The organism is Arthrobacter sp. R4 (genome assembly GCF_051365025.1).
Lineage (GTDB): Bacteria > Actinomycetota > Actinomycetes > Actinomycetales > Micrococcaceae > Arthrobacter.
The window spans coordinates 26,343-43,960 of the sequence record NZ_JBLWIJ010000003.1; the positions used below are offsets into that span (position 1 = coordinate 26,343).

Genomic DNA, 17,618 nt, shown 5'->3' on the forward strand with positions numbered 1-17,618 from the left:
CTCGCGTCGGAGGTGCCGCCGTCGACAATTCCTGGTACCAAGTGCAAGTCCTCTTTCACATTCCGGGGGGCTCCACTAGTCTGCGGAGGGTGCACAATAAAGCCATCGTGTCCTCCACCGCCCCCGCTGGCCCTCCGATGAAGCAGCAGACAGTTATCGCCGCGGAAAACCTGCGCAAGACCTACGCCGACGTGGCCGCCGTCGACGGAGTTACCTTCAGCGTTCCGGCAGGGGAGTCGTTCGGCCTGCTTGGACCAAACGGGGCGGGAAAATCCACCACCATGAAGATGATCGGCGCGGTCACGCAACGCACCTCCGGCGACCTCAGCATCATGGGACTGGACCCGGACAGCCACGGGCCGGAGGTCCGCGCGCACTTGGGCGTGGTGCCTCAGCAGGACAATTTGGACGAGGAACTGAGGGTCCGGGACAACCTGCTGGTCTACGGCCGCTATTTTGGCCTGCCCATGAGCTACCTCAAGCCGAAGGCCGACGAATTGCTGGAGTTCGCCCAGCTCACCGACAAAGCAAAATCGAAGGTCGATGCCCTGTCCGGCGGGATGAAGCGGCGCCTCACCATCGCCCGCTCCCTCATCAACGAACCGCGCATCCTCCTGTTGGATGAGCCCACCACCGGCCTCGATCCGCAGGCGCGGCACATCCTGTGGGACCGGCTGTTCCGGCTCAAAGAGCAGGGCGTGACCCTGATCCTCACTACGCACTATATGGATGAAGCGGAGCAACTGTGCGACCGGCTCATCGTGGTGGACAAGGGGAGGATCATGGCCGAAGGATCGCCGGCGCAGCTGATCCGGGAACACTCCACCCGCGAGGTGCTGGAGCTGCGGTTCGGGTCGGAGCGCAATGGCACTATTGGCGGGGAACTGCAGGGGATCGGCGAACGCCTCGAAGCGCTTCCGGACCGGGTGCTCATTTACGCGAACGACGGCGAGGCTGCCCTTGAGCAGGTTTCTTCCCGTGGACTGCGGCCGCTGACATCCCTGGTGCGGCGGTCTTCGCTGGAGGACGTCTTCCTGCGCCTGACCGGCAGGAGCCTCGTTGACTGACGATGCTGCCCTGACCGCCATGGCCCCACGTGCCCATCCGCCCGAGGTATCCGCCGCCCGGGCACGCAGGTGGGGTGCCTTCTACTATGCGGAGCAGGTCCTCCGGGTCATGAAGGGCTACGGCTGGTCCATCCTGATGTATAGCGTGGGGCAGCCGGTGGCCTACCTTTTTGCGATGGGTGTGGGGCTTGCCACCCTGGTGGACGCCGACGACGCAGCCGCCTTCGGCGGAGTCAGCTACCTGGCGTTCATAGCCCCGGCGCTGCTGGTGTCCGCCGCCGTCATGACCGCTGCCAACGAGTTCACCTTCCCCGTGATGGACGGGTTCAAATGGCGCCGGATTTATTACGGCCCGCACGCCTCCCCGTTGACACCGGAGCAGATCGCCGCCGGGCAGATCATCGCCGTTACCCTGAGGCTGCTGCTGCAGTCAGCCATCTACTTCGCAGCCGTGGCATTGTTCGGTGCCTCGCCCTCCGGCTGGGGCTGGGCGGGAATCGTCGTGGCGACCCTGGCCGGGCTGTCCTTTGGCCTGCCGCTCATGGCGTACTCGGCATCCATCAAGGAGGACAAAGGGCAGTTCGCCTTGGTGATGCGGTTCATCGTCATGCCGCTGTTCCTCTTCTCCGGAACATTCTTCCCGCTTGATACGCTGCCGTGGGCCGTCCGGTGGATTGGCTGGATCTCACCCATCTGGCACGGCACCGAACTGGGCAGGGTCTTCAGCTATGGGTACGAGGAACCGCCTGTTCTCACCATGGTCCATGTCGTGGTGCTGGTGGTACTCGCAGCGGTGGGCTGGGTCCTTACCAGACGCCAGTTCGTCCAAAGGCTGGGGCAATGAGCATCGTCACCGGCGGCCACAGCGTGGCGGAGGCGGCCCGAAACAGGACCTTCGGACCGCTGTATTCACGTAACGCCAAAGCCGTCATTTCGCGCGGGCTGATGGCCACTAAGAGCACCAACTGGCTGGTCATGCTGTCCGGTTTCTTTGAGCCGGTACTGTTCCTGATCTCCATGGGTGTTGGGCTGGGTGCCATTGTGGGTTCAGTACAGGGACCCGATGGGACCGAGATCAGCTACGCGGCCTACATCGCACCGGCACTGCTGGCCGTCTCCGCCATGAACGGCGCCGTGTACGACTCCACCTGGAACGTCTTTTTCAAGATGAACTTCGCCAAGCTCTACCAAGGCATGCTTTACACGTCCCTGGGGCCCTTGGACGTTGCCTTGGGCGAGATCTTCCTGGCCCTGTTGCGCGGCCTGTTGTATGCCACCGGGTTCACGGCCGTGATGGGCCTGATGGGACTGATCACCACTCCCTGGGCCATTCTGATGATTCCGGCCTCAGTGCTGATCGCCTTCGGATTCGCCAGCATGGGGATGGGCATCACCAGTTTCCTGAAGACCTTTCAGCAGATGGACTGGATCAACTTCATCATGCTGCCGATGTTCCTGTTCAGCGCTACGTTCTACCCGCTCAGCGTCTACCCCCAGTACATCCAGTGGCTCATCCAGGCCATGCCGCTTTGGCATGGGGTGGAACTGCTGCGCCAGATCAGCGTCGGAACCTTCACTCCGGCCACCGCCATCCATATCGGCTATTACGTAGTGATGACGGCGCTAGGGATGCTGCTCACCACGGTCCGCCTCCGCAAGCTGTTCCTGAAGTAGCCCTTCCCAACTAGGTAGCAGCAGATGTCGTTATGAGCGCTCAAAACGACATCTGCTGCTACCTAGTTGGGGTGGTGTTCGCCGGGGGTGGAAGGTACCGTAGCCCGCCGCAGCGTTTGAGACAATGTAGGAATGCGATCTCTGGGTAACCCTCACTCTGCGTCCAAACCAGCCAAGGGCGGCTTCTCCATGCTCCGGATCAGTGGGCCGGGAATGATGATTTTCGTTGTCGCCTTTGTGGTCGCGGTCATCTTCGCGGCCAACCAGAACGACGTCGTGGGTTGGGTTGTGGCCATTATCGCCGCCTTCTGGCTCGCATTGGCAGCCTTTGTGGTCTTCAGCATCCAGAAGGCAGCCAAGAAGGCCGGCGCCAAGCTGACGGAAGCCCAGAATGCCTTTAACACTGCAGCTGGCCGCGCGCCGTCGTCGTCCTCTGCGGACCATGGCGGCACCCGCGTGGTCTACGAGCGCTCCGAAGCGGACGAAGTCCGCGACCTCAAGCTTGACCACTCCTTCAAGATCGTCCAGGTTCAGGTCCGGGTGGTGGAGCAGGAGCGCGCCAAGGGTGAGGCCGCCGACCAGGACACCATCCGCCGCGCGCTGGAGACCATCGAAATCACCGCCACGAATGCCCGGGACATGATCCGCTCCTCGGGTGGCACGGAGGACCCGGTCACCGGAACGGTCATCGACTAGAGTGGAGCGGGTGAGCTCGGCATTGAAGAAGGACCACCTTCGCATCGCATCAGTCAACGTTAACGGCCTCCGCGCTGCCTTCAGGAATGGCATGGCGGCGTGGCTGGAGCCCCGCGAGGTGGACATCCTTTGCCTCCAGGAAGTCCGGGCCCCTGACGCAATCGTCCGGGAGCTCCTCGGCGATGGCTGGCACATCCTGCACGCTGAAGCCGAAGCCAAGGGCCGCGCCGGCGTCGCAATCGCCTCCCGCGAAGAGCCGCTGGAGACCCGCAACGGCATCGGGGACGACTACTTCGCCACCGCCGGCCGGTGGGTGGAAGCGGATTTCAGGCTGACCGATGCTGCCGGGGAACCGGTGCAGCTGACCGTTGCCAGTGCCTACGTGCACTCCGGTGAAGCCGGAACTCCCAAGCAGGTGGACAAGTACCGTTTCCTGGACGCCATGAGCACGCGACTGCCGGAACTGACCAAGCACAGCGACCACGCCCTGGTGGTAGGTGACCTGAACGTGGGCCATACGGAATTGGACATCCGTAACTGGAAGGGCAACGTGAAGAAGGCCGGCTTCCTGCCTGAGGAACGCGCGTACTTTGACCGGTTCTTCGGCGAGGACATCGGCTGGAAGGATGTCCACCGGGGCCTGGCCGGCAGTGTGGACGGCCCTTACACGTGGTGGTCGCAGCGGGGCCAGGCCTTTGACAATGACACTGGCTGGCGGATCGACTACCACCTGGCCACCCCGGAACTGGCTGCAGCAGCGTTCTCCGCAGTCGTTGACCGGGCGCCGTCATGGGATACCCGTTTCTCTGACCATGCACCGCTGGTAGTGGACTACCGGCTCTAGATTTAAGGCCACAACGAATGACCACCTCTTCAACAGTCACCGGCCCCGCCGCGTCGCCGGCACCTGACGCCGTGACCGCCCACGCGCAAGCGGACCTACCCGCCACCGGTGTGCGTCACCGCATCCTGTCCGGCATGCAGCCGTCGGCAGATTCGCTGCACCTCGGCAATTATCTCGGCGCCCTCGTTAACTGGGTCCGGATGCAGGACGAATACGACGCAATCTTCTTCATCCCGGACCTGCACGCGATCACCGTCCCCCAGGATCCCGCGGAGCTGGCACGGCGTACGCGGATCACTGCGGCCCAATACATCGCCGGCGGCGTGGACGTCCACAAGTGCACCCTGTTCGTCCAGTCACAGGTGCCCGAACACGCACAGCTCGCGTGGGTCCTGAATTGCATTACCGGCTTCGGCGAAGCGTCCCGGATGACCCAGTTCAAGGACAAGGCGCAGAAACAGGGCACTGATTTCGCCAGCGTTGGCCTGTTTACCTACCCCATCCTGCAGGCCGCCGACATCCTCCTGTACCAGCCGGAGGGCGTCCCGGTAGGGGAGGACCAGCGCCAGCATGTGGAGCTGAGCCGTGACCTCGCCACACGCTTCAACTCGCGCTTCGGCGAAACGTTCACGGTACCGCAGCCCTTCATCCAGAAGGAGTCCGCGAAAATCTACGACCTGCAGAACCCCACGGCGAAGATGTCCAAATCTGCCGAATCGCCGGCCGGCCTGATCAACCTCCTCGACGAGCCCAAGATCACGGCCAAGCGCATCAAATCCGCGGTCACGGACACGGAAACGGAAATCCGCTTCGACCGCGAAACCAAGCCTGGCGTCTCCAACCTGCTCACCATCTTCTCCGGGGTGACCGGCCAGAGCGTGGAGCAGCTGGTGGAGAGCTACCAGGGAAAGATGTACGGACACCTCAAAGTGGACCTGGCGGAAGCGGTCGTGGGCCACCTGACCCCCATCCGGGACCGCGCCAACGAGCTCCTGTCGGACCCTGCCGAGCTGGACCGGCTCCTGGCCCACGGCGCGGACAAGGCCCGGGAGATCGCGTCCGTTACTCTCAGCGACGTCTATGCCAAGGTGGGATTCCTTCCCTATGGCGGCGCCCCGGGAGTCCGCTAACCCGATGTCGGTCTCAAGCAATGTCAGTGCAGGAATGAGCGTAGGCGTCATTCTGGGATTCCCCCCTGCCATCGCGAAAGAACTTCAACGGTGGCGCGCTTCGTTCGGTGATCCCATGGCGGCGGTGATCCCTGCCCACATCACATTGATCACCACCACGCCCACCCAGGACTGGGAGGCTACGCGGGAGCACGTCCGCGAGGTGGCGCGGAGGCAGGAACCGTTCATGGTGACCATAGCGGGCACCGGCACTTTCCGGCCTGTGTCCCCGGTGGTGTACATCAACGTGGAGGACGGATTCGAGTCCTGCGTGGAGCTGCACGAGAAACTCCAGACCGGACCGCTCCAGCGTGACCTGCCGTTCTCGTACCACCCCCACGTGACGATCGCCCACGACGTCGCTCCCGAAAGCCTCGACGAAGCTGAAACGGTCCTGAAGGACTATAGGGCGACGTTCCCTGTGGTTAGCATGGGACTTTACGAGCACGATGCTGACGGCATCTGGCAGCTACGGGAAGAGCTGGACTTTGGGACCGAAACTGACAACGACGCCGGGGCCTGGGCCGCGGACGCAGCCGCCAACTCCGGGGGACCCGCCTCTTCCCACTGAACGCTCGCGCCTGAAGCTTGCCGTCATCCAGAAACGGATGGAGTGGGGCAAAGCCAAGAGGTCCGACGGCGGCCCGGTGGCCAGTGCTGTGGCTATGTTCCAGTGGCTCCTGGCGCGGCTTAACGCTTTCCGGCCAATGCGCGCCTGGCGGCACTACAACCTCCAGCACGGCCCGCTGATGAGCGCCGGCATCGGCTTCCGGATGTTCTTCTCCATCACCGGCCTGTTGGCCACTGGCTTTTCGATCGCCGGGCTGGTGCTGCGGGGCCAGCCGGCCCTCCTGGACACGATTATCGCCAGCGTGGCCCAGAGTGCTCCGGGACTGCTTAAAGTGGACGGCGGGGAAGGCCTTGTGGATCCCCGGGACCTGTTGAACCCCGACGGCCTTGGCTGGACCGCGGTGATTGCGGCAGTGGTCACGGTGGTGACGTCGCTGGGCTGGATCGCTGCCCTGCGGGACGGACTCCGCGGCGTATTGCAGCTCCCGCCCCTGAAGGTCAACCCCATTGTCCTCAAACTGCGCGACGCCGGGACCCTCCTCCTCTTGGGTGTCGCCTTGGTCATCAGCGCCGGAGCTTCGCTTGTGTTTGGGACCGCGGCAGGCTGGGTCACGGATTTCCTGCAGTTGGAAGACGCCGTGGCGGGGCCGCTCACTACGGTGATCAAGATCGGCGTTCCGCTGACACTGAACTGGGTTACCGCGGTGATCATGTTCCGCCTTGCCGGAGGGCTCAAGCTGTCCAGGCGGGCGTTGCTGGAGGGCACTATCCTCGCCGGAGTCGGGACGGCTGCGCTGCAGGTATTCAGCACCGAACTGCTTGCAGGTGCCGGCCGCAATCCCATCCTGGCGCCGTTTGCCATCATTATCGGCCTGCTGATCTGGTTCAACCTGGTCAGTCAGGTCTACCTTGTATGCGCCAGCTGGTCCGCCATCCGTGACGCGGACCTCCGCAGTGTTCCGTCTGAGCACGAGAAAGCCGGCTGGGGCTCGCGCCGCGTGCAACCCGGCAAGGTGCCCGTGGAGGGGCGTGCCAAGGACAGGCCGGGCGCTACTTCCCGGCGTCCAGGTACTGGTCGGCCCAGGCAGAAATAATCCTCGCCGCCCGCGCTGCCTGACCCTTGCCGGTGAGCAGGTGGTCGCTGCCCTCGAGGGAGACGAAGTTCCGGGGGTGGCGGGCGGTTTGGAAAATGGAGCTGGCATTCTCGATGCCCACCGTGTTGTCCGTGGGGGAGTGGAGCACCATCAGCGGCTTGTGCAACTGGCGGATGCAGTCCGTGAGGTCGGCGTTTTCCAGGTCCTCCACAAAGTGCTTGCGGATCTCCACGCGCTTCCCGCCGAGGTCCACTTCGGCACTGCCCTCGCTGAGGATCTTGTCCAGGGCAGCGTCGAAGACATGCGCCACGTGCTTGGGTGAGAAGGGGGCGCCCACTGTTGCAACGGCGTCGAGCTCTGGTATCTGGCGGGCGGCAGACAGTACGGCGGCCCCGCCGAAGGAGTGGCCTACCAGCAGCGAGATGGCTTTGCCCTCTTCCCGCATGAACTCGGCAGCCTTGACGGTGTCGGCCACCTTATGGCTGAAGGAACCCTCCGACCAGTGGCCGGCGGATTCGCCCAGGCCCAGGTTGTCGAAGCGGAGCATGCCGATGCCTGTGTCAGCCAGGGCCTTGCACATCCGTGAAGCGGACGGGCTGTCCTTGCCCAGCGTGAAGCCGTGGGAGAACACGCCCCAGCCGCGTACAGGACCCTCCGGGACGTCGATAATGCCCGACAGGAGTTCCCCGGTGGAACCTGCGAAGCTGACTTTTTCGGAGCGGGACATGGCGTGCCCTTTCGTTATGGCCGTCGTGTGTTAAAACAGACGACGGCGCCATTGACACTTTCAGTGCATGACGCCGTCGTTCGGTAAGACGTGAACTAGATCTTGCGGGAGAGGATTGCCTGCTTGACCTCGGCGATGGCCTGGGTCACCTGGATGCCGCGGGGGCACGCTTCGGAGCAGTTGAAGGTGGTGCGGCACCGCCACACGCCTTCCTTGTCGTTCAGGATCTCCAAGCGCATGTCGCCGGCATCATCACGTGAATCGAAGATGAAGCGGTGGGCGTTCACGATGGCGGCCGGGCCGAAGTACTGCCCGTCCGTCCAGAACACGGGGCACGAGGACGTGCACGCAGCGCAGAGGATGCACTTGGTGGTGTCGTCGAAGCGCTCACGATCTTCGGCGGACTGCAGCCGTTCCTTGGTGGGCTCGTGGCCCTTGTTGATGAGGAAGGGCATGACTTCACGGAACGACTGGAAGAACGGCTCCATGTCCACGATCAGGTCCTTCTCCACCGGCAGGCCCTTGATCGGCTCAACCGTGATGGGCTTGGACGTGTCCAGGTCCTTCAGGAGTGTCTTGCAGGCGAGGCGGTTGCGGCCGTTGATGCGCATGGCATCGGAGCCGCAGACGCCGTGGGCGCAGGAGCGGCGGAACGAAACGCTGCCGTCGATCTCCCACTTGACCTTGTGCAGGGCATCCAGCACGCGGTCGGTGCCGTACATGGTCACCTTGAAATCGTCCCAGGTGGCGTCCTCGGACACCTCCGGGTTGTAACGGCGCACGCGGAGCGTGACATCGAATGTGGGGATCTCGCCGCCGCCTCCGATGTGGGCGGGCAGTTCGATCTTTGAGGCTGGCTCAGCAAGTTCGGCGGACATCTTAGTACTTCCTCACCATCGGCTCGTAGCGGGTAAAGACAACCGGTTTGGTGGCCAGGCGGATGCCGGCAATTGCTTCTGCAGAGCCGTCGGCCGGGGCGTGGTCGTCCTTGTACGCCATGGAGTGCTTCATGAATCTTTCGTCGTCACGGTCCGGGAAATCCTCGCGGAAGTGTCCGCCGCGGGATTCCTCACGGTGCAGGGCTGCCACGGTCATGACCTTGGCCAACTCCAGCAGGAAGCCGAGTTCAACGGCTTCCAGGAGGTCCAGGTTGAAGCGCTTGCCCTTGTCCTGGACGCTGATGTTCTTGTAGCGGGCCTCGAAGGACTCGATGTCCCGAAGGACCTGATTCAGCGTGTCGGCCGTACGGAACACCTGCATGTTGGCGTCCATGGTGTCCTGGAGTTCCTTGCGGATCACGGCCACCTTCTCGTCGCCGTTGCCGTTGCGGGCAATGTCCAGCAGTTCGATGGTGTAAGCCTCGGGGTCCTCCGGGAGTGCCACGAAGTCGGCCGTCTTGGCGTATTCAGCCGCCGCAATGCCGGCGCGCTTGCCGAACACGTTGATGTCCAGGAGGGAATTGGTGCCGAGTCGGTTGGAGCCGTGGACGGAAACGCATGCCACTTCACCGGCGGCGTACAGGCCCGGCACCACGGTGTCGTTGTCCTGCAGGACCTCGGTGGTGATGTTCGTGGGAATGCCGCCCATGGCGTAGTGGGCCGTCGGGAACACCGGGACAGGCTCCGTGTAAGGCTCCACGCCCAGATAGGTCCGTGCAAATTCAGTAATATCCGGGAGTTTGGCATCGATGTGCGCAGGCTCCAGGTGGGTCAGGTCCAGGAGGACGTAGTCCTTGTTCGGACCACAGCCGCGGCCTTCACGGACTTCGTTGGCCATGGAGCGGGCCACGATGTCACGGGGTGCGAGGTCCTTGATGGTGGGGGCGTAGCGCTCCATGAAGCGCTCACCCTCGGAGTTACGAAGGATGGCACCTTCACCGCGGGCTGCCTCGGAAAGCAGGATACCCAGGCCGGCGAGGCCTGTCGGGTGGAACTGGAAGAACTCCATGTCCTCCAGGGGGATGCCGCGGCGGAATGCGATGCCCATGCCGTCGCCGGTCAGGGTGTGGGCGTTGGAGGTGGTCTTGAAGACCTTGCCAGCACCGCCGGAGGCGAACACCACGGACTTGGCCTGGAATACGTGCAGTTCACCGGAGGCGAGGTCGTAGGACACGACGCCGGCAACACGCTTCTGCTTGTACGGCGTGCCGTCCTCGCGGACCGCGTCCTCTTCGACCGTCAGGAGGTCCAGGACGTAGTACTCGTTGTAGAACTCCACATTGTGCTTGACGCAGTTTTGGTAGAGAGTCTGCAGGATCATGTGGCCCGTGCGGTCTGCAGCGTAGCAGGCGCGGCGGACCGGTGCCTTGCCGTGGTCGCGGGTGTGGCCGCCGAAGCGGCGCTGGTCGATGCGGCCTTCAGGCGTGCGGTTGAACGGCAGGCCCATTTTCTCAAGGTCCAGCACGGCGTCGATGGCTTCCTTCGCCATGACTTCGGCGGCGTCCTGGTCAACCAGGTAGTCGCCGCCCTTAATGGTGTCGAAGGTGTGCCATTCCCAGTTGTCTTCCTCGACGTTGGCAAGTGCCGCGCACATGCCACCCTGCGCCGCACCGGTGTGCGAGCGGGTGGGGTAGAGCTTGGTCAGTACTGCTGTGCGGGCGCGCTGACCGGATTCGATCGCGGCGCGCATGCCAGCGCCACCGGCACCGACGATGACGACGTCGTACTTATGGACCTGCATACCAGACGCTCTTTCTCTCAAAATTCTGTGTAAAACAACGGGCAGGCGTTGCCTGCTCCGCAAAACGCGGCCCGCGGTCAATCACGGGCTCCAGATGGTCGCTACGCAGCGGGGCAGAAACCACCCGGCAGCGGCACGCCGTTGACGTCCAACGGGCACGGGTTGAAGGTGAAGATCACCAGGGTGCCGAGGATGATGATGACGGCGGTGGCAGCATAGAGCACTGCCTTGAGCCAGAAGCGGCTGGAGTCCTTCTCGGCGTAGTCGTTAATAATGGTGCGGACGCCGTTGGTGCCGTGCAGCATGGCGAGCCACAGCATGGCCAGGTCCCAGAACTGCCAGAACGGATCGGCCCATTTGCCGGCCACGAAGCCGAAGTCGATGGCGTGGATGCCTTCGCCCACGAGCAGGTTCACAAAGAGGTGCCCGAAAATCAGGACAACCAGGACCACGCCTGAGAGCCGCATGAACAGCCAAGCGGCCATCTCGAAGTTCCCCCTCGATGCGCCGCTGCGACGGTACTGCGGGGCGATCTTGCCGCTGCGCGGACTCTGGATCTGAGTTGCAGTCATGGCTTAGTGACCTCCGAGGGCGAGGGAAAGGTGGCGGATGGAGAAGCCGACCATAACGACTACCCAAAGGGCCAGGACCGTCCACAGCATCTGGCGCTGGTACTTCGCGCCCTTCTTCCAGAAATCGACGGCGATGATCCGCAGGCCGTTAAAGGCGTGGAAGACAATCGCGGCGACAAGGCCCGTTTCACCCAGGGCCATCAGGGGATTCTTGTAGGCACCGATCACAGCCGTGTAGGCCTCGGGGGACACACGCACCAATGAGGTGTCCAGCACATGGACCAACAAGAAGAAAAAGATCACAACACCGGTAATACGGTGTCCTACCCAGGACCACATGCCTTCACGGCCGCGGTACAAGGTGCCAGCTGGTTTTGTCGGCACTGATTAAACCTCCCTGCAACACAGCGGCGCTGGCATGAGATCCACGCGGGGGGAACGCCTGCTGCGAGAGCACTCGTAGCTCAGGCCTAAATCTAGGCTTCGCTCACAGCTTATTCAATTTAGGAACTCCTTGGTGACTCCTGCTGCCGCGGTTTTGCGCCTGTTTTGAGACGAACGCCACATGATCGGGCGGTTCGGGGCGTGCCAGCTGCCCTTTGGGGAGGCCTCCGCGGGCGGGTCCGCTAAAGTAAGCGGTGATGAGTACAAACAAACTGACAAGCCCGGCTTCACCCCTTAACCGCTTTATTGCGGTGATTCCGGCAGGCGGAGTGGGGACCCGTCTCTGGCCCCTGTCACGCGCAGCAGCTCCCAAGTTCCTCCACGACCTCACTGGGTCTGGCAGCACTTTGCTTCGTGCCACGTACGACCGACTCGAGCCCTTGGCGGGCCGGCGGGTCCTCGTGGTCACTGGCACGGCACACCGTGCCGCCGTCTGCCGCCAGTTGCCCGAGGTCCAGGACGCCGACCTCGTGCTCGAAAGCGAGCCGAAGGATTCCGGCGCAGCCATCGGCCTCGCCGCCGCCATCCTGCACGAACGGGACCCGGATACCATCATGGGTTCCTTTGCCGCAGACCAGGTGATCAGCCCGGACCACCTTTTCCAGGAAGCCGTCCGGGAGGCCATCCATACGGCAGCCGCGGGAAAGATCGTGACGATCGGCATTAAGCCGACCCACCCGTCCACCGGTTTCGGCTACATCCGGGCCGGGCAGGAACTCCACATCGAAGGAGCCCCCAGTGCCCAGGCGGTGGTGGAGTTCGTGGAGAAGCCGGACGAAGACGTTGCCCAGCAGTATGTGGACAGCGGCGAGTATGTCTGGAATGCGGGTATGTTCGTGGCTCCCGTTGCCCTGATGCTCAAGCACCTTGAAGCCAACCAACCGGAACTCTTCAAGGGCCTGCAGGAGATTGCCCAGGCGTGGGACACCCCCGAACGGGATGCAGTCACGGCACGGGTCTGGCCCACCCTGCCCAAGATCGCCATTGACTACGCGGTGGCCGAACCTGCTGCCGCGGCAGGCGACGTCGCAGTGGTCCCCGGCACTTTCGGCTGGGACGACGTCGGAGACTTCGCATCGGTGGGCCGGCTCAACAGCGCCCGTGAAGTGGATGACGTCACGGTTATTGGCGAGGGAGCCCGCGTCTTCACCGAGAACGCCAGCGGCGTGGTGGTCTCTGACACGAAGCGCGTCATTGCCCTTATCGGCATCAAGGACGTTGTCATCGTTGACACCGGGGACGCCCTTCTGGTGACCACCAAGCAGCACGCCCAGCGGGTCAAGGGTGCTGTTGATGCGCTGAAGGCAAGCGGCGACACCGACGTCCTGTAGTTCAATGGTCCGAGTCGCTCCGGGACGAGTAATCCGTAACGCGCCGCCTGTGATGCCGCTATTCCGTGGACGCTCGCTAGAGTAAATCTGTGCGCAATTACACTACTGAAGCTGAGCCCACCGCGTTGGTGGGGCCATGGCTGGAGCCGCTCCTTCCGGAACTGATTGATTTCCGCCGGGACCTTCACGCGCACCCTGAGCTGTCGTTCAAGGAATTCCGAACCACTGACAGGCTCGTGGAACGGCTGGAGGCTGCCGGCCTGCAACCCAAGCGGCTTGATGGAACCGGGCTGACGGTGGACGTCGGTGAGGGCCCCATTGCCACTGCCCTGCGCGGTGATATTGACGCCCTCCCCATCATCGAAGAGACCGGCTTGCCGTTCGCGTCCAAGAACCACGGCGTGACCCATGCCTGCGGCCATGATGTCCACACCACCACCATGCTGGGCATCGCCTTGGTGCTTGACCGCATGCACCAGGAAACGCCGCTGGGTGGCACTGTCCGCATTATCTTCCAGCCCGCAGAGGAGACCATGCCCGGCGGTGCGCATTCGTGCATCGAGCAAGGCGTCCTGGACGGCGTCCCGCGGATCCTTGCGCTGCACTGTGACCCGCGTATCGACGTCGGCAAGATCGGAACGCGCATCGGCGCCATCACCTCGGCGTCGGACACCATTCGGATCGAGCTGTCAGGCCGGGGTGGCCACACCTCCCGCCCGCACCTGACCGAAGACCTCGTGTTTGCCCTGTCGCAGATAGCCGTGAACGTTCCGGCCGTGTTGTCCCGCCGCGTGGATGTCCGCAGCGGGGTGTCCGTGGTCTGGGGGCAGATCTCCGCCGGGTCCGCTCCCAACGCCATTCCGGGCAGCGGATACATGGCCGGCACCATGCGCTGCCTGGACCGGGACGCTTGGCACAGCGCCGGGGAACTCCTGGATGAGGTGGTCCACCAAGTGGCCGCGCCGTATGGAGTGGACGTGCGGCTGGAGCACACCAGGGGAGTCCCGCCAGTAGTCAACTCCGAGCACGAAACCGCCCTCATCGAAGCTGCTGCGCGCGCTGAAATCGGCGAAGGCGCGGTAGTGCTGACCCCGCAGTCCATGGGCGGGGAGGACTTCGCCTGGTTCCTGGCAGAACTGCCCGGCGCCATGATGCGGCTTGGCACCAAGACTCCCGGCGGCGAAGAGTACGATCTCCACCGCGGCGATTACATCCTGGACGAGCGGGCCCTCGGCTTCGGCATCCAGGTCCTGACGGCCGCCGCCCTGAGGACCATCCGCGACCTCCGGGTTGTCTGACGCCTGGCGCGAACTGGCAGCTAACACCCTTAATTCCACAATTTGGGGGCATTACCTGCCAGTTCGCGCTCTTTTCGCTCGAGTAAGTTGTGCACAATTGAATTGTGCACTATCGTTTTGGTCATGACTGAAGCTCCCCGCCTCGACCGACAGGTGTGCTTTGCCCTCTACGCCGCCTCCCGTGCGGCAACAGCCGTGTACCGGCCCATTCTTGACGACCTCGGCCTGACCTACCCGCAGTATCTGGTGATGCTGGTCCTGTGGGAATCCGATCCGAAGGGAGTTAAGGAATTGGGGGAGGAGCTGGGACTCGACTCGGGCACACTGTCGCCGTTGCTCAAGCGCTTGGAAGCGCTGGGCTTCGTGGAGCGGCGCCGGTCCGGCGAAGACGAACGCCGCGTAGCCATCCACCTGACCGCGGCCGGGCGGGCGCTCAGCAGCAAGGCCAGCGGGATTCCCCAGCATCTTGCCGATGCTGCCGGACTTTCGGACCAGGAACTCGAACAGCTCCGCGCCACTCTCGGCAGGCTCACGGAAGCACTCCACCGCTCGCACTGACCACCACTTTTTCCGGCATCCATATCCAACAGGACGGACACACATGAAGACTCTCTACACGGCCGAGGCCCTGGCTTCCGGCGAAGGCCGGGACGGCAACGCACGCACCAAGGACGGGAAGCTGGATGTCAGCCTGGCGAGCCCCGTGGAACTGGGCGGAGACGGCCTGGGCGCCAATCCGGAGCAGCTTTTCGCCGCCGGCTACGCTGCCTGCTTCCATTCGGCACTCCGCCTCGTAGGGCGCAAGGAGCGTGCCGATCTTACCGATTCGGCGGTGGCTGCCAAGATCCATTTCGGGGCACTGGAGGACGGCATTGGTTATGGCCTCGCAGCGGAACTGGAAATTGCTGTCCCTGCCGTTGACCTCGCCACGGCCGAAAGCCTGGTAGCCAAAGCGCACCAGATCTGCCCCTACTCCAACGCCACCCGCGGAAACATGACGGTGGACATCAAAATCCTGGAGTTCGCAGCATGAGCACAACAACTGCACTACCCACATCCACCCGTGAAATCCACTTGGCATCGCGCCCCACCGGGCGCCCCGTTCAGGAGAACTTCCGCCTGGCCGAGGCACCGCTGCCGGCGCTCAAGGAGGGCCAGATCCTGGTCCGGAACCTCTACATTTCGGTGGATCCCTACATGCGCGGACGCATGAATGACGTCAAGTCCTACTCGGCGCCTTTCGCGCTGGATGCAGCGCTCGACGGCGGCGCCGTTGGTGAGGTCATCGCGTCCAGGGCCGAGGGACGGAAGGTGGGTGACGCCGTCGTCCATCAGCTGGGCTGGCGCGAATACGCTGTCCTGGACGCAGACAAAGCATCCGTTGCCCGCACCGACCTCGCGCCGGCGTCGGCGTTCCTCGGGGCCCTGGGCATGACCGGCCTGACGGCGTATGCCGGACTCCTTAAGGTGGCGGACTTCAAGGCCGGGGATGCCGTGTTCGTTTCCGGTGCCGCTGGTGCTGTGGGGTCGCTCGTGGGTCAGATTGCCAAGGCGATGGGCGCTTCCCGTGTCATCGGCAGTGCGGGAACCCCCGAGAAGGTTGAACGGCTCCTGGAGCTGGGTTTCGATGCTGCGTTCAACTACCACGACGGGCCCGTGCGGGAGCAGCTCGCAATGGCCGCCGGAACCGCAGGCATCGACGTGTATTTCGATAACGTGGGCGGTGAGCACCTGGAGGCAGCGCTGGCGGTCCTGAATGTCGGCGGCCGCGTGGCCATGTGCGGCGCCATCGCCCAATACAACTCCACCGAGCCCACACCGGCTCCGCGCAACCTCATGCTCGCCATCGGAAAGCAGCTCACCTTGCGCGGGTTCCTGGTGGGCGGGCAGCGCCAGCACGGACCGGAGTTCTTCCAGAAGATGTCGGCCTGGCTGGCGGACGGTTCGGTCCGCTACGACGAGACGGTAGTGGACGGACTGGAGAACGCTCCGCGGGCCTTCATGGACCTCCTGGACGGCGCGAACACCGGGAAGATGCTGGTTCGCCTCTAGCGCCGTCCTCCAGGACAGACGAACACTTGTGGCCCCGTTTCGACGGGGCCAGAAGTGTTTCTCCGCGCCATATAGGCGTGGTACCTACTGCTTGGTAACAAAATCTCAACAATCTTCAGGATCGGCCCGGGATGTGTTACCGGTAGTGGCGCAGGCCACTAAAGTAGCTTTCATCAGAGCGCTTCGGCGCAGTGCTGCGGACCGTCAGTGAAAACAGAATTTCAGGGTTGAAACAGACACTCATTGAATTCCCGTCGTAGCGCATCTCTCTTCATCCTGGAGGAATCTTGAAGACATCACTGCGTGCACACCTCAAACGCGGTTCAGTCGCAGGCGTGGCCACTATGGGTGCTACCGCACTCCTCTTGACCGGCTGCGGTGCGCCTCCCGAAGCCGGCAGCCCCACCGCGACGGCCAGTGACTACACCGGCTGCATCGTCTCGGACTCCGGCGGATTCGATGACCAGTCGTTCAACCAGTCCTCGTACGAGGGCTTGAAGAAGGCACAAGCCGATCTGGGCATCAAGATCAACCAAGTCGAGTCCAAGACCAACAACGACTTCGAGCCGAACCTGCGGGCGATGGTTGCAGCCAACTGCGACCTCACCTTGACGGTCGGATTCCTGCTCGGCGATGCCACCAAGGCCCAAGCCGCGGCCAACCCGAACAGCCACTTCGCCATCATCGACTTCGGCTACGACCCGCCCATCAGCAACGTCAAGCCGATCATCTACGACACCGCCCAGGCCGCGTTCCTGTCCGGTTACTTGGCCGCAGGAACCACCAAGACCGGAAGCGTAGCCACTTTCGGGGGCCGGAAGATCCCCACCGTGACCATCTTTATGGACGGCTTTGCCGATGGCGTGAAGTACTACAACGAAAAGAAGGGCACGGACGTCAAGGTCCTTGGCTGGGACAAAGCCACCCAGGACGGCAGCTTCACCGGCGACTTCGAAAAGCAGGACAAGGGCAAGCAGCTCACCCAGAACTTCCTGGACCAGGGAGCTGACATCGTTATGCCCGTCGCCGGTCCGGTGGGTAAGGGTGCGGGCGCGGCTCTCATGGAGGCGAAGGCTGCGGGCAAGGACGTCAAGCTTATCTGGGTTGACTCCGACGGCTTCCTGACCGCACCGGAATACAAGGACATCATGCTTTCCTCGGTCATGAAGCTGATGGGCGACGCCGTTGAAACCGTGGTTAAGGACGACAAGGACGGTAAGTTCACCAACACGCCCTATGTTGGCACCTTGGCGAACGACGGCGTCCAGCTGGCACCTTTCCACAACTTCGACGCCGAGGTCCCGGCTGAGCTGAAGTCCGAGCTGGACCAGCTCAAGAAGGACATCATCGACGGCAAGCTGAAGGTCGAGTCGGCGGCAAGCCCCAAGGCTTAGCCACCTT

19 protein-coding genes are annotated in these 17,618 nt (G+C 63.3%); 14 read left to right on the forward strand and 5 right to left on the reverse strand.

From position 1 onward, the window contains the following. Positions 1–137: 137 nt before the first annotated feature. From ACLKOZ_RS02180 to ACLKOZ_RS02215, 8 genes are all read left to right on the forward strand, one after another. Complete coding sequence (locus ACLKOZ_RS02180; protein ID WP_337346753.1) at positions 138–1,067, forward strand: ABC transporter ATP-binding protein; 930 nt, start codon at positions 138–140, stop codon at positions 1,065–1,067. A gap of 19 nt (positions 1,068–1,086) precedes the next feature. Beyond that, positions 1,087–1,911, forward strand: a complete 825-nt coding sequence (locus tag ACLKOZ_RS02185) for an ABC transporter permease (protein WP_436472601.1) — start codon at positions 1,087–1,089, stop codon at positions 1,909–1,911. After that, positions 1,908–2,741, forward strand: coding sequence for an ABC transporter permease (locus ACLKOZ_RS02190; RefSeq protein WP_436472493.1), 834 nt, complete (start codon positions 1,908–1,910; stop codon positions 2,739–2,741). The genes ACLKOZ_RS02185 and ACLKOZ_RS02190 overlap by 4 nt, the downstream gene beginning before the upstream one ends. Before the next feature lie 132 nt (positions 2,742–2,873). After that, on the forward strand, positions 2,874–3,437 hold the full coding sequence (locus tag ACLKOZ_RS02195; protein ID WP_337346685.1) for a hypothetical protein: 564 nt from the start codon (positions 2,874–2,876) through the stop codon (positions 3,435–3,437). Positions 3,438–3,447: 10 nt separating this feature from the next. Beyond that, positions 3,448–4,281 (forward strand): exodeoxyribonuclease III, encoded by an 834-nt coding sequence (locus tag ACLKOZ_RS02200; RefSeq protein ID WP_436472494.1) that lies wholly within the window; start codon positions 3,448–3,450, stop codon positions 4,279–4,281. Between the two features lie 17 nt (positions 4,282–4,298). Next, a complete protein-coding gene (gene trpS / locus ACLKOZ_RS02205) occupies positions 4,299–5,411 on the forward strand; it encodes a tryptophan--tRNA ligase (RefSeq protein WP_436472495.1) in 1,113 nt (370 codons plus the stop codon). A 4-nt stretch (positions 5,412–5,415) separates the two neighbouring features. Further along, entirely contained in the window at positions 5,416–6,021 is a 606-nt protein-coding gene (locus ACLKOZ_RS02210) for a 2'-5' RNA ligase family protein (protein ID WP_436472496.1), read from the forward strand. 37 nt (positions 6,022–6,058) lie between these two features. Beyond that, positions 6,059–7,114, forward strand: coding sequence for a YihY/virulence factor BrkB family protein (locus tag ACLKOZ_RS02215; RefSeq protein ID WP_436472497.1), 1,056 nt, complete (start codon positions 6,059–6,061; stop codon positions 7,112–7,114). On the opposite strand, the gene ACLKOZ_RS02220 is transcribed toward ACLKOZ_RS02215, so the two are convergent. The 5 genes from ACLKOZ_RS02220 to sdhC all read right to left on the reverse strand — a co-directional run bounded on the left by ACLKOZ_RS02220 (position 7,071) and on the right by sdhC (position 11,476). Further along, the gene (locus ACLKOZ_RS02220) at positions 7,071–7,841 is read right to left on the reverse strand and encodes an alpha/beta hydrolase family protein (protein WP_337346680.1); all 771 of its coding nucleotides are present in this window, start codon (positions 7,839–7,841) and stop codon (positions 7,071–7,073) included. The two genes, ACLKOZ_RS02215 and ACLKOZ_RS02220, sit on opposite strands and share 44 nt — an antisense overlap. A 95-nt stretch (positions 7,842–7,936) precedes the next feature. Continuing rightward, entirely contained in the window at positions 7,937–8,719 is a 783-nt protein-coding gene (locus ACLKOZ_RS02225; protein ID WP_307051608.1) for a succinate dehydrogenase iron-sulfur subunit, read from the reverse strand. 1 nt (position 8,720) lies between these two features. Continuing rightward, the gene (gene sdhA, locus ACLKOZ_RS02230; protein ID WP_436472498.1) at positions 8,721–10,520 is read right to left on the reverse strand and encodes a succinate dehydrogenase flavoprotein subunit; all 1,800 of its coding nucleotides are present in this window, start codon (positions 10,518–10,520) and stop codon (positions 8,721–8,723) included. A gap of 101 nt (positions 10,521–10,621) precedes the next feature. After that, a complete protein-coding gene (locus ACLKOZ_RS02235) occupies positions 10,622–11,092 on the reverse strand; it encodes a succinate dehydrogenase hydrophobic membrane anchor subunit (protein WP_337346678.1) in 471 nt (156 codons plus the stop codon). 3 nt (positions 11,093–11,095) lie between these two features. After that, complete coding sequence (sdhC, locus tag ACLKOZ_RS02240) at positions 11,096–11,476, reverse strand: succinate dehydrogenase, cytochrome b556 subunit (protein WP_082576094.1); 381 nt, start codon at positions 11,474–11,476, stop codon at positions 11,096–11,098. Positions 11,477–11,733: 257 nt separating this feature from the next. Between sdhC and ACLKOZ_RS02245 the strand changes: the two genes are divergently transcribed. The 6 genes from ACLKOZ_RS02245 to ACLKOZ_RS02270 all read left to right on the forward strand — a co-directional run bounded on the left by ACLKOZ_RS02245 (position 11,734) and on the right by ACLKOZ_RS02270 (position 17,611). Then, positions 11,734–12,867, forward strand: a complete 1,134-nt coding sequence (locus ACLKOZ_RS02245) for a mannose-1-phosphate guanylyltransferase (RefSeq protein WP_436472499.1) — start codon at positions 11,734–11,736, stop codon at positions 12,865–12,867. Between the two features lie 89 nt (positions 12,868–12,956). Further along, positions 12,957–14,165, forward strand: a complete 1,209-nt coding sequence (locus ACLKOZ_RS02250; RefSeq protein ID WP_436472500.1) for an amidohydrolase — start codon at positions 12,957–12,959, stop codon at positions 14,163–14,165. Positions 14,166–14,288: 123 nt separating this feature from the next. Next, positions 14,289–14,723, forward strand: a complete 435-nt coding sequence (locus ACLKOZ_RS02255; RefSeq protein WP_436472501.1) for a MarR family winged helix-turn-helix transcriptional regulator — start codon at positions 14,289–14,291, stop codon at positions 14,721–14,723. A 43-nt stretch (positions 14,724–14,766) separates the two neighbouring features. Beyond that, positions 14,767–15,198, forward strand: coding sequence for an organic hydroperoxide resistance protein (locus ACLKOZ_RS02260; protein WP_436472502.1), 432 nt, complete (start codon positions 14,767–14,769; stop codon positions 15,196–15,198). Then, on the forward strand, positions 15,195–16,217 hold the full coding sequence (locus ACLKOZ_RS02265) for an NADP-dependent oxidoreductase (RefSeq protein WP_436472503.1): 1,023 nt from the start codon (positions 15,195–15,197) through the stop codon (positions 16,215–16,217). Before ACLKOZ_RS02260 ends, ACLKOZ_RS02265 begins: the two co-directional genes overlap by 4 nt. 287 nt (positions 16,218–16,504) lie before the next feature. Further along, on the forward strand, positions 16,505–17,611 hold the full coding sequence (locus ACLKOZ_RS02270; protein WP_436472504.1) for a BMP family lipoprotein: 1,107 nt from the start codon (positions 16,505–16,507) through the stop codon (positions 17,609–17,611). The last annotated feature ends 7 nt before the right edge of the window (positions 17,612–17,618 follow it).

Excerpts from the sequence above, each read along its gene's own strand:
- ACLKOZ_RS02180 (WP_337346753.1), top strand. The coding sequence starts at position 138 with ATGAAGCAGCAGACAGTTATCGCCGCGGAAAACCTGCGCAAGACCTAC.
- ACLKOZ_RS02210 (WP_436472496.1), top strand. The coding sequence starts at position 5,416 with ATGTCGGTCTCAAGCAATGTCAGTGCAGGAATGAGCGTAGGCGTCATT.
- ACLKOZ_RS02225 (WP_307051608.1), bottom strand. The coding sequence starts at position 8,719 with ATGTCCGCCGAACTTGCTGAGCCAGCCTCAAAGATCGAACTGCCCGCC.
- ACLKOZ_RS02245 (WP_436472499.1), top strand. The coding sequence starts at position 11,734 with ATGAGTACAAACAAACTGACAAGCCCGGCTTCACCCCTTAACCGCTTT.
- ACLKOZ_RS02185 (WP_436472601.1), top strand. The coding sequence starts at position 1,087 with ATGGCCCCACGTGCCCATCCGCCCGAGGTATCCGCCGCCCGGGCACGC.
- ACLKOZ_RS02255 (WP_436472501.1), top strand. The coding sequence starts at position 14,289 with ATGACTGAAGCTCCCCGCCTCGACCGACAGGTGTGCTTTGCCCTCTAC.
- ACLKOZ_RS02235 (WP_337346678.1), bottom strand. The coding sequence starts at position 11,092 with ATGACTGCAACTCAGATCCAGAGTCCGCGCAGCGGCAAGATCGCCCCG.
- sdhA (WP_436472498.1), bottom strand. The coding sequence starts at position 10,520 with ATGCAGGTCCATAAGTACGACGTCGTCATCGTCGGTGCCGGTGGCGCT.
- ACLKOZ_RS02190 (WP_436472493.1), top strand. The coding sequence starts at position 1,908 with ATGAGCATCGTCACCGGCGGCCACAGCGTGGCGGAGGCGGCCCGAAAC.
- ACLKOZ_RS02265 (WP_436472503.1), top strand. The coding sequence starts at position 15,195 with ATGAGCACAACAACTGCACTACCCACATCCACCCGTGAAATCCACTTG.
- trpS (WP_436472495.1), top strand. The coding sequence starts at position 4,299 with ATGACCACCTCTTCAACAGTCACCGGCCCCGCCGCGTCGCCGGCACCT.
- ACLKOZ_RS02215 (WP_436472497.1), top strand. The coding sequence starts at position 6,059 with ATGGAGTGGGGCAAAGCCAAGAGGTCCGACGGCGGCCCGGTGGCCAGT.
- ACLKOZ_RS02220 (WP_337346680.1), bottom strand. The coding sequence starts at position 7,841 with ATGTCCCGCTCCGAAAAAGTCAGCTTCGCAGGTTCCACCGGGGAACTC.
- ACLKOZ_RS02260 (WP_436472502.1), top strand. The coding sequence starts at position 14,767 with ATGAAGACTCTCTACACGGCCGAGGCCCTGGCTTCCGGCGAAGGCCGG.
- ACLKOZ_RS02195 (WP_337346685.1), top strand. The coding sequence starts at position 2,874 with ATGCGATCTCTGGGTAACCCTCACTCTGCGTCCAAACCAGCCAAGGGC.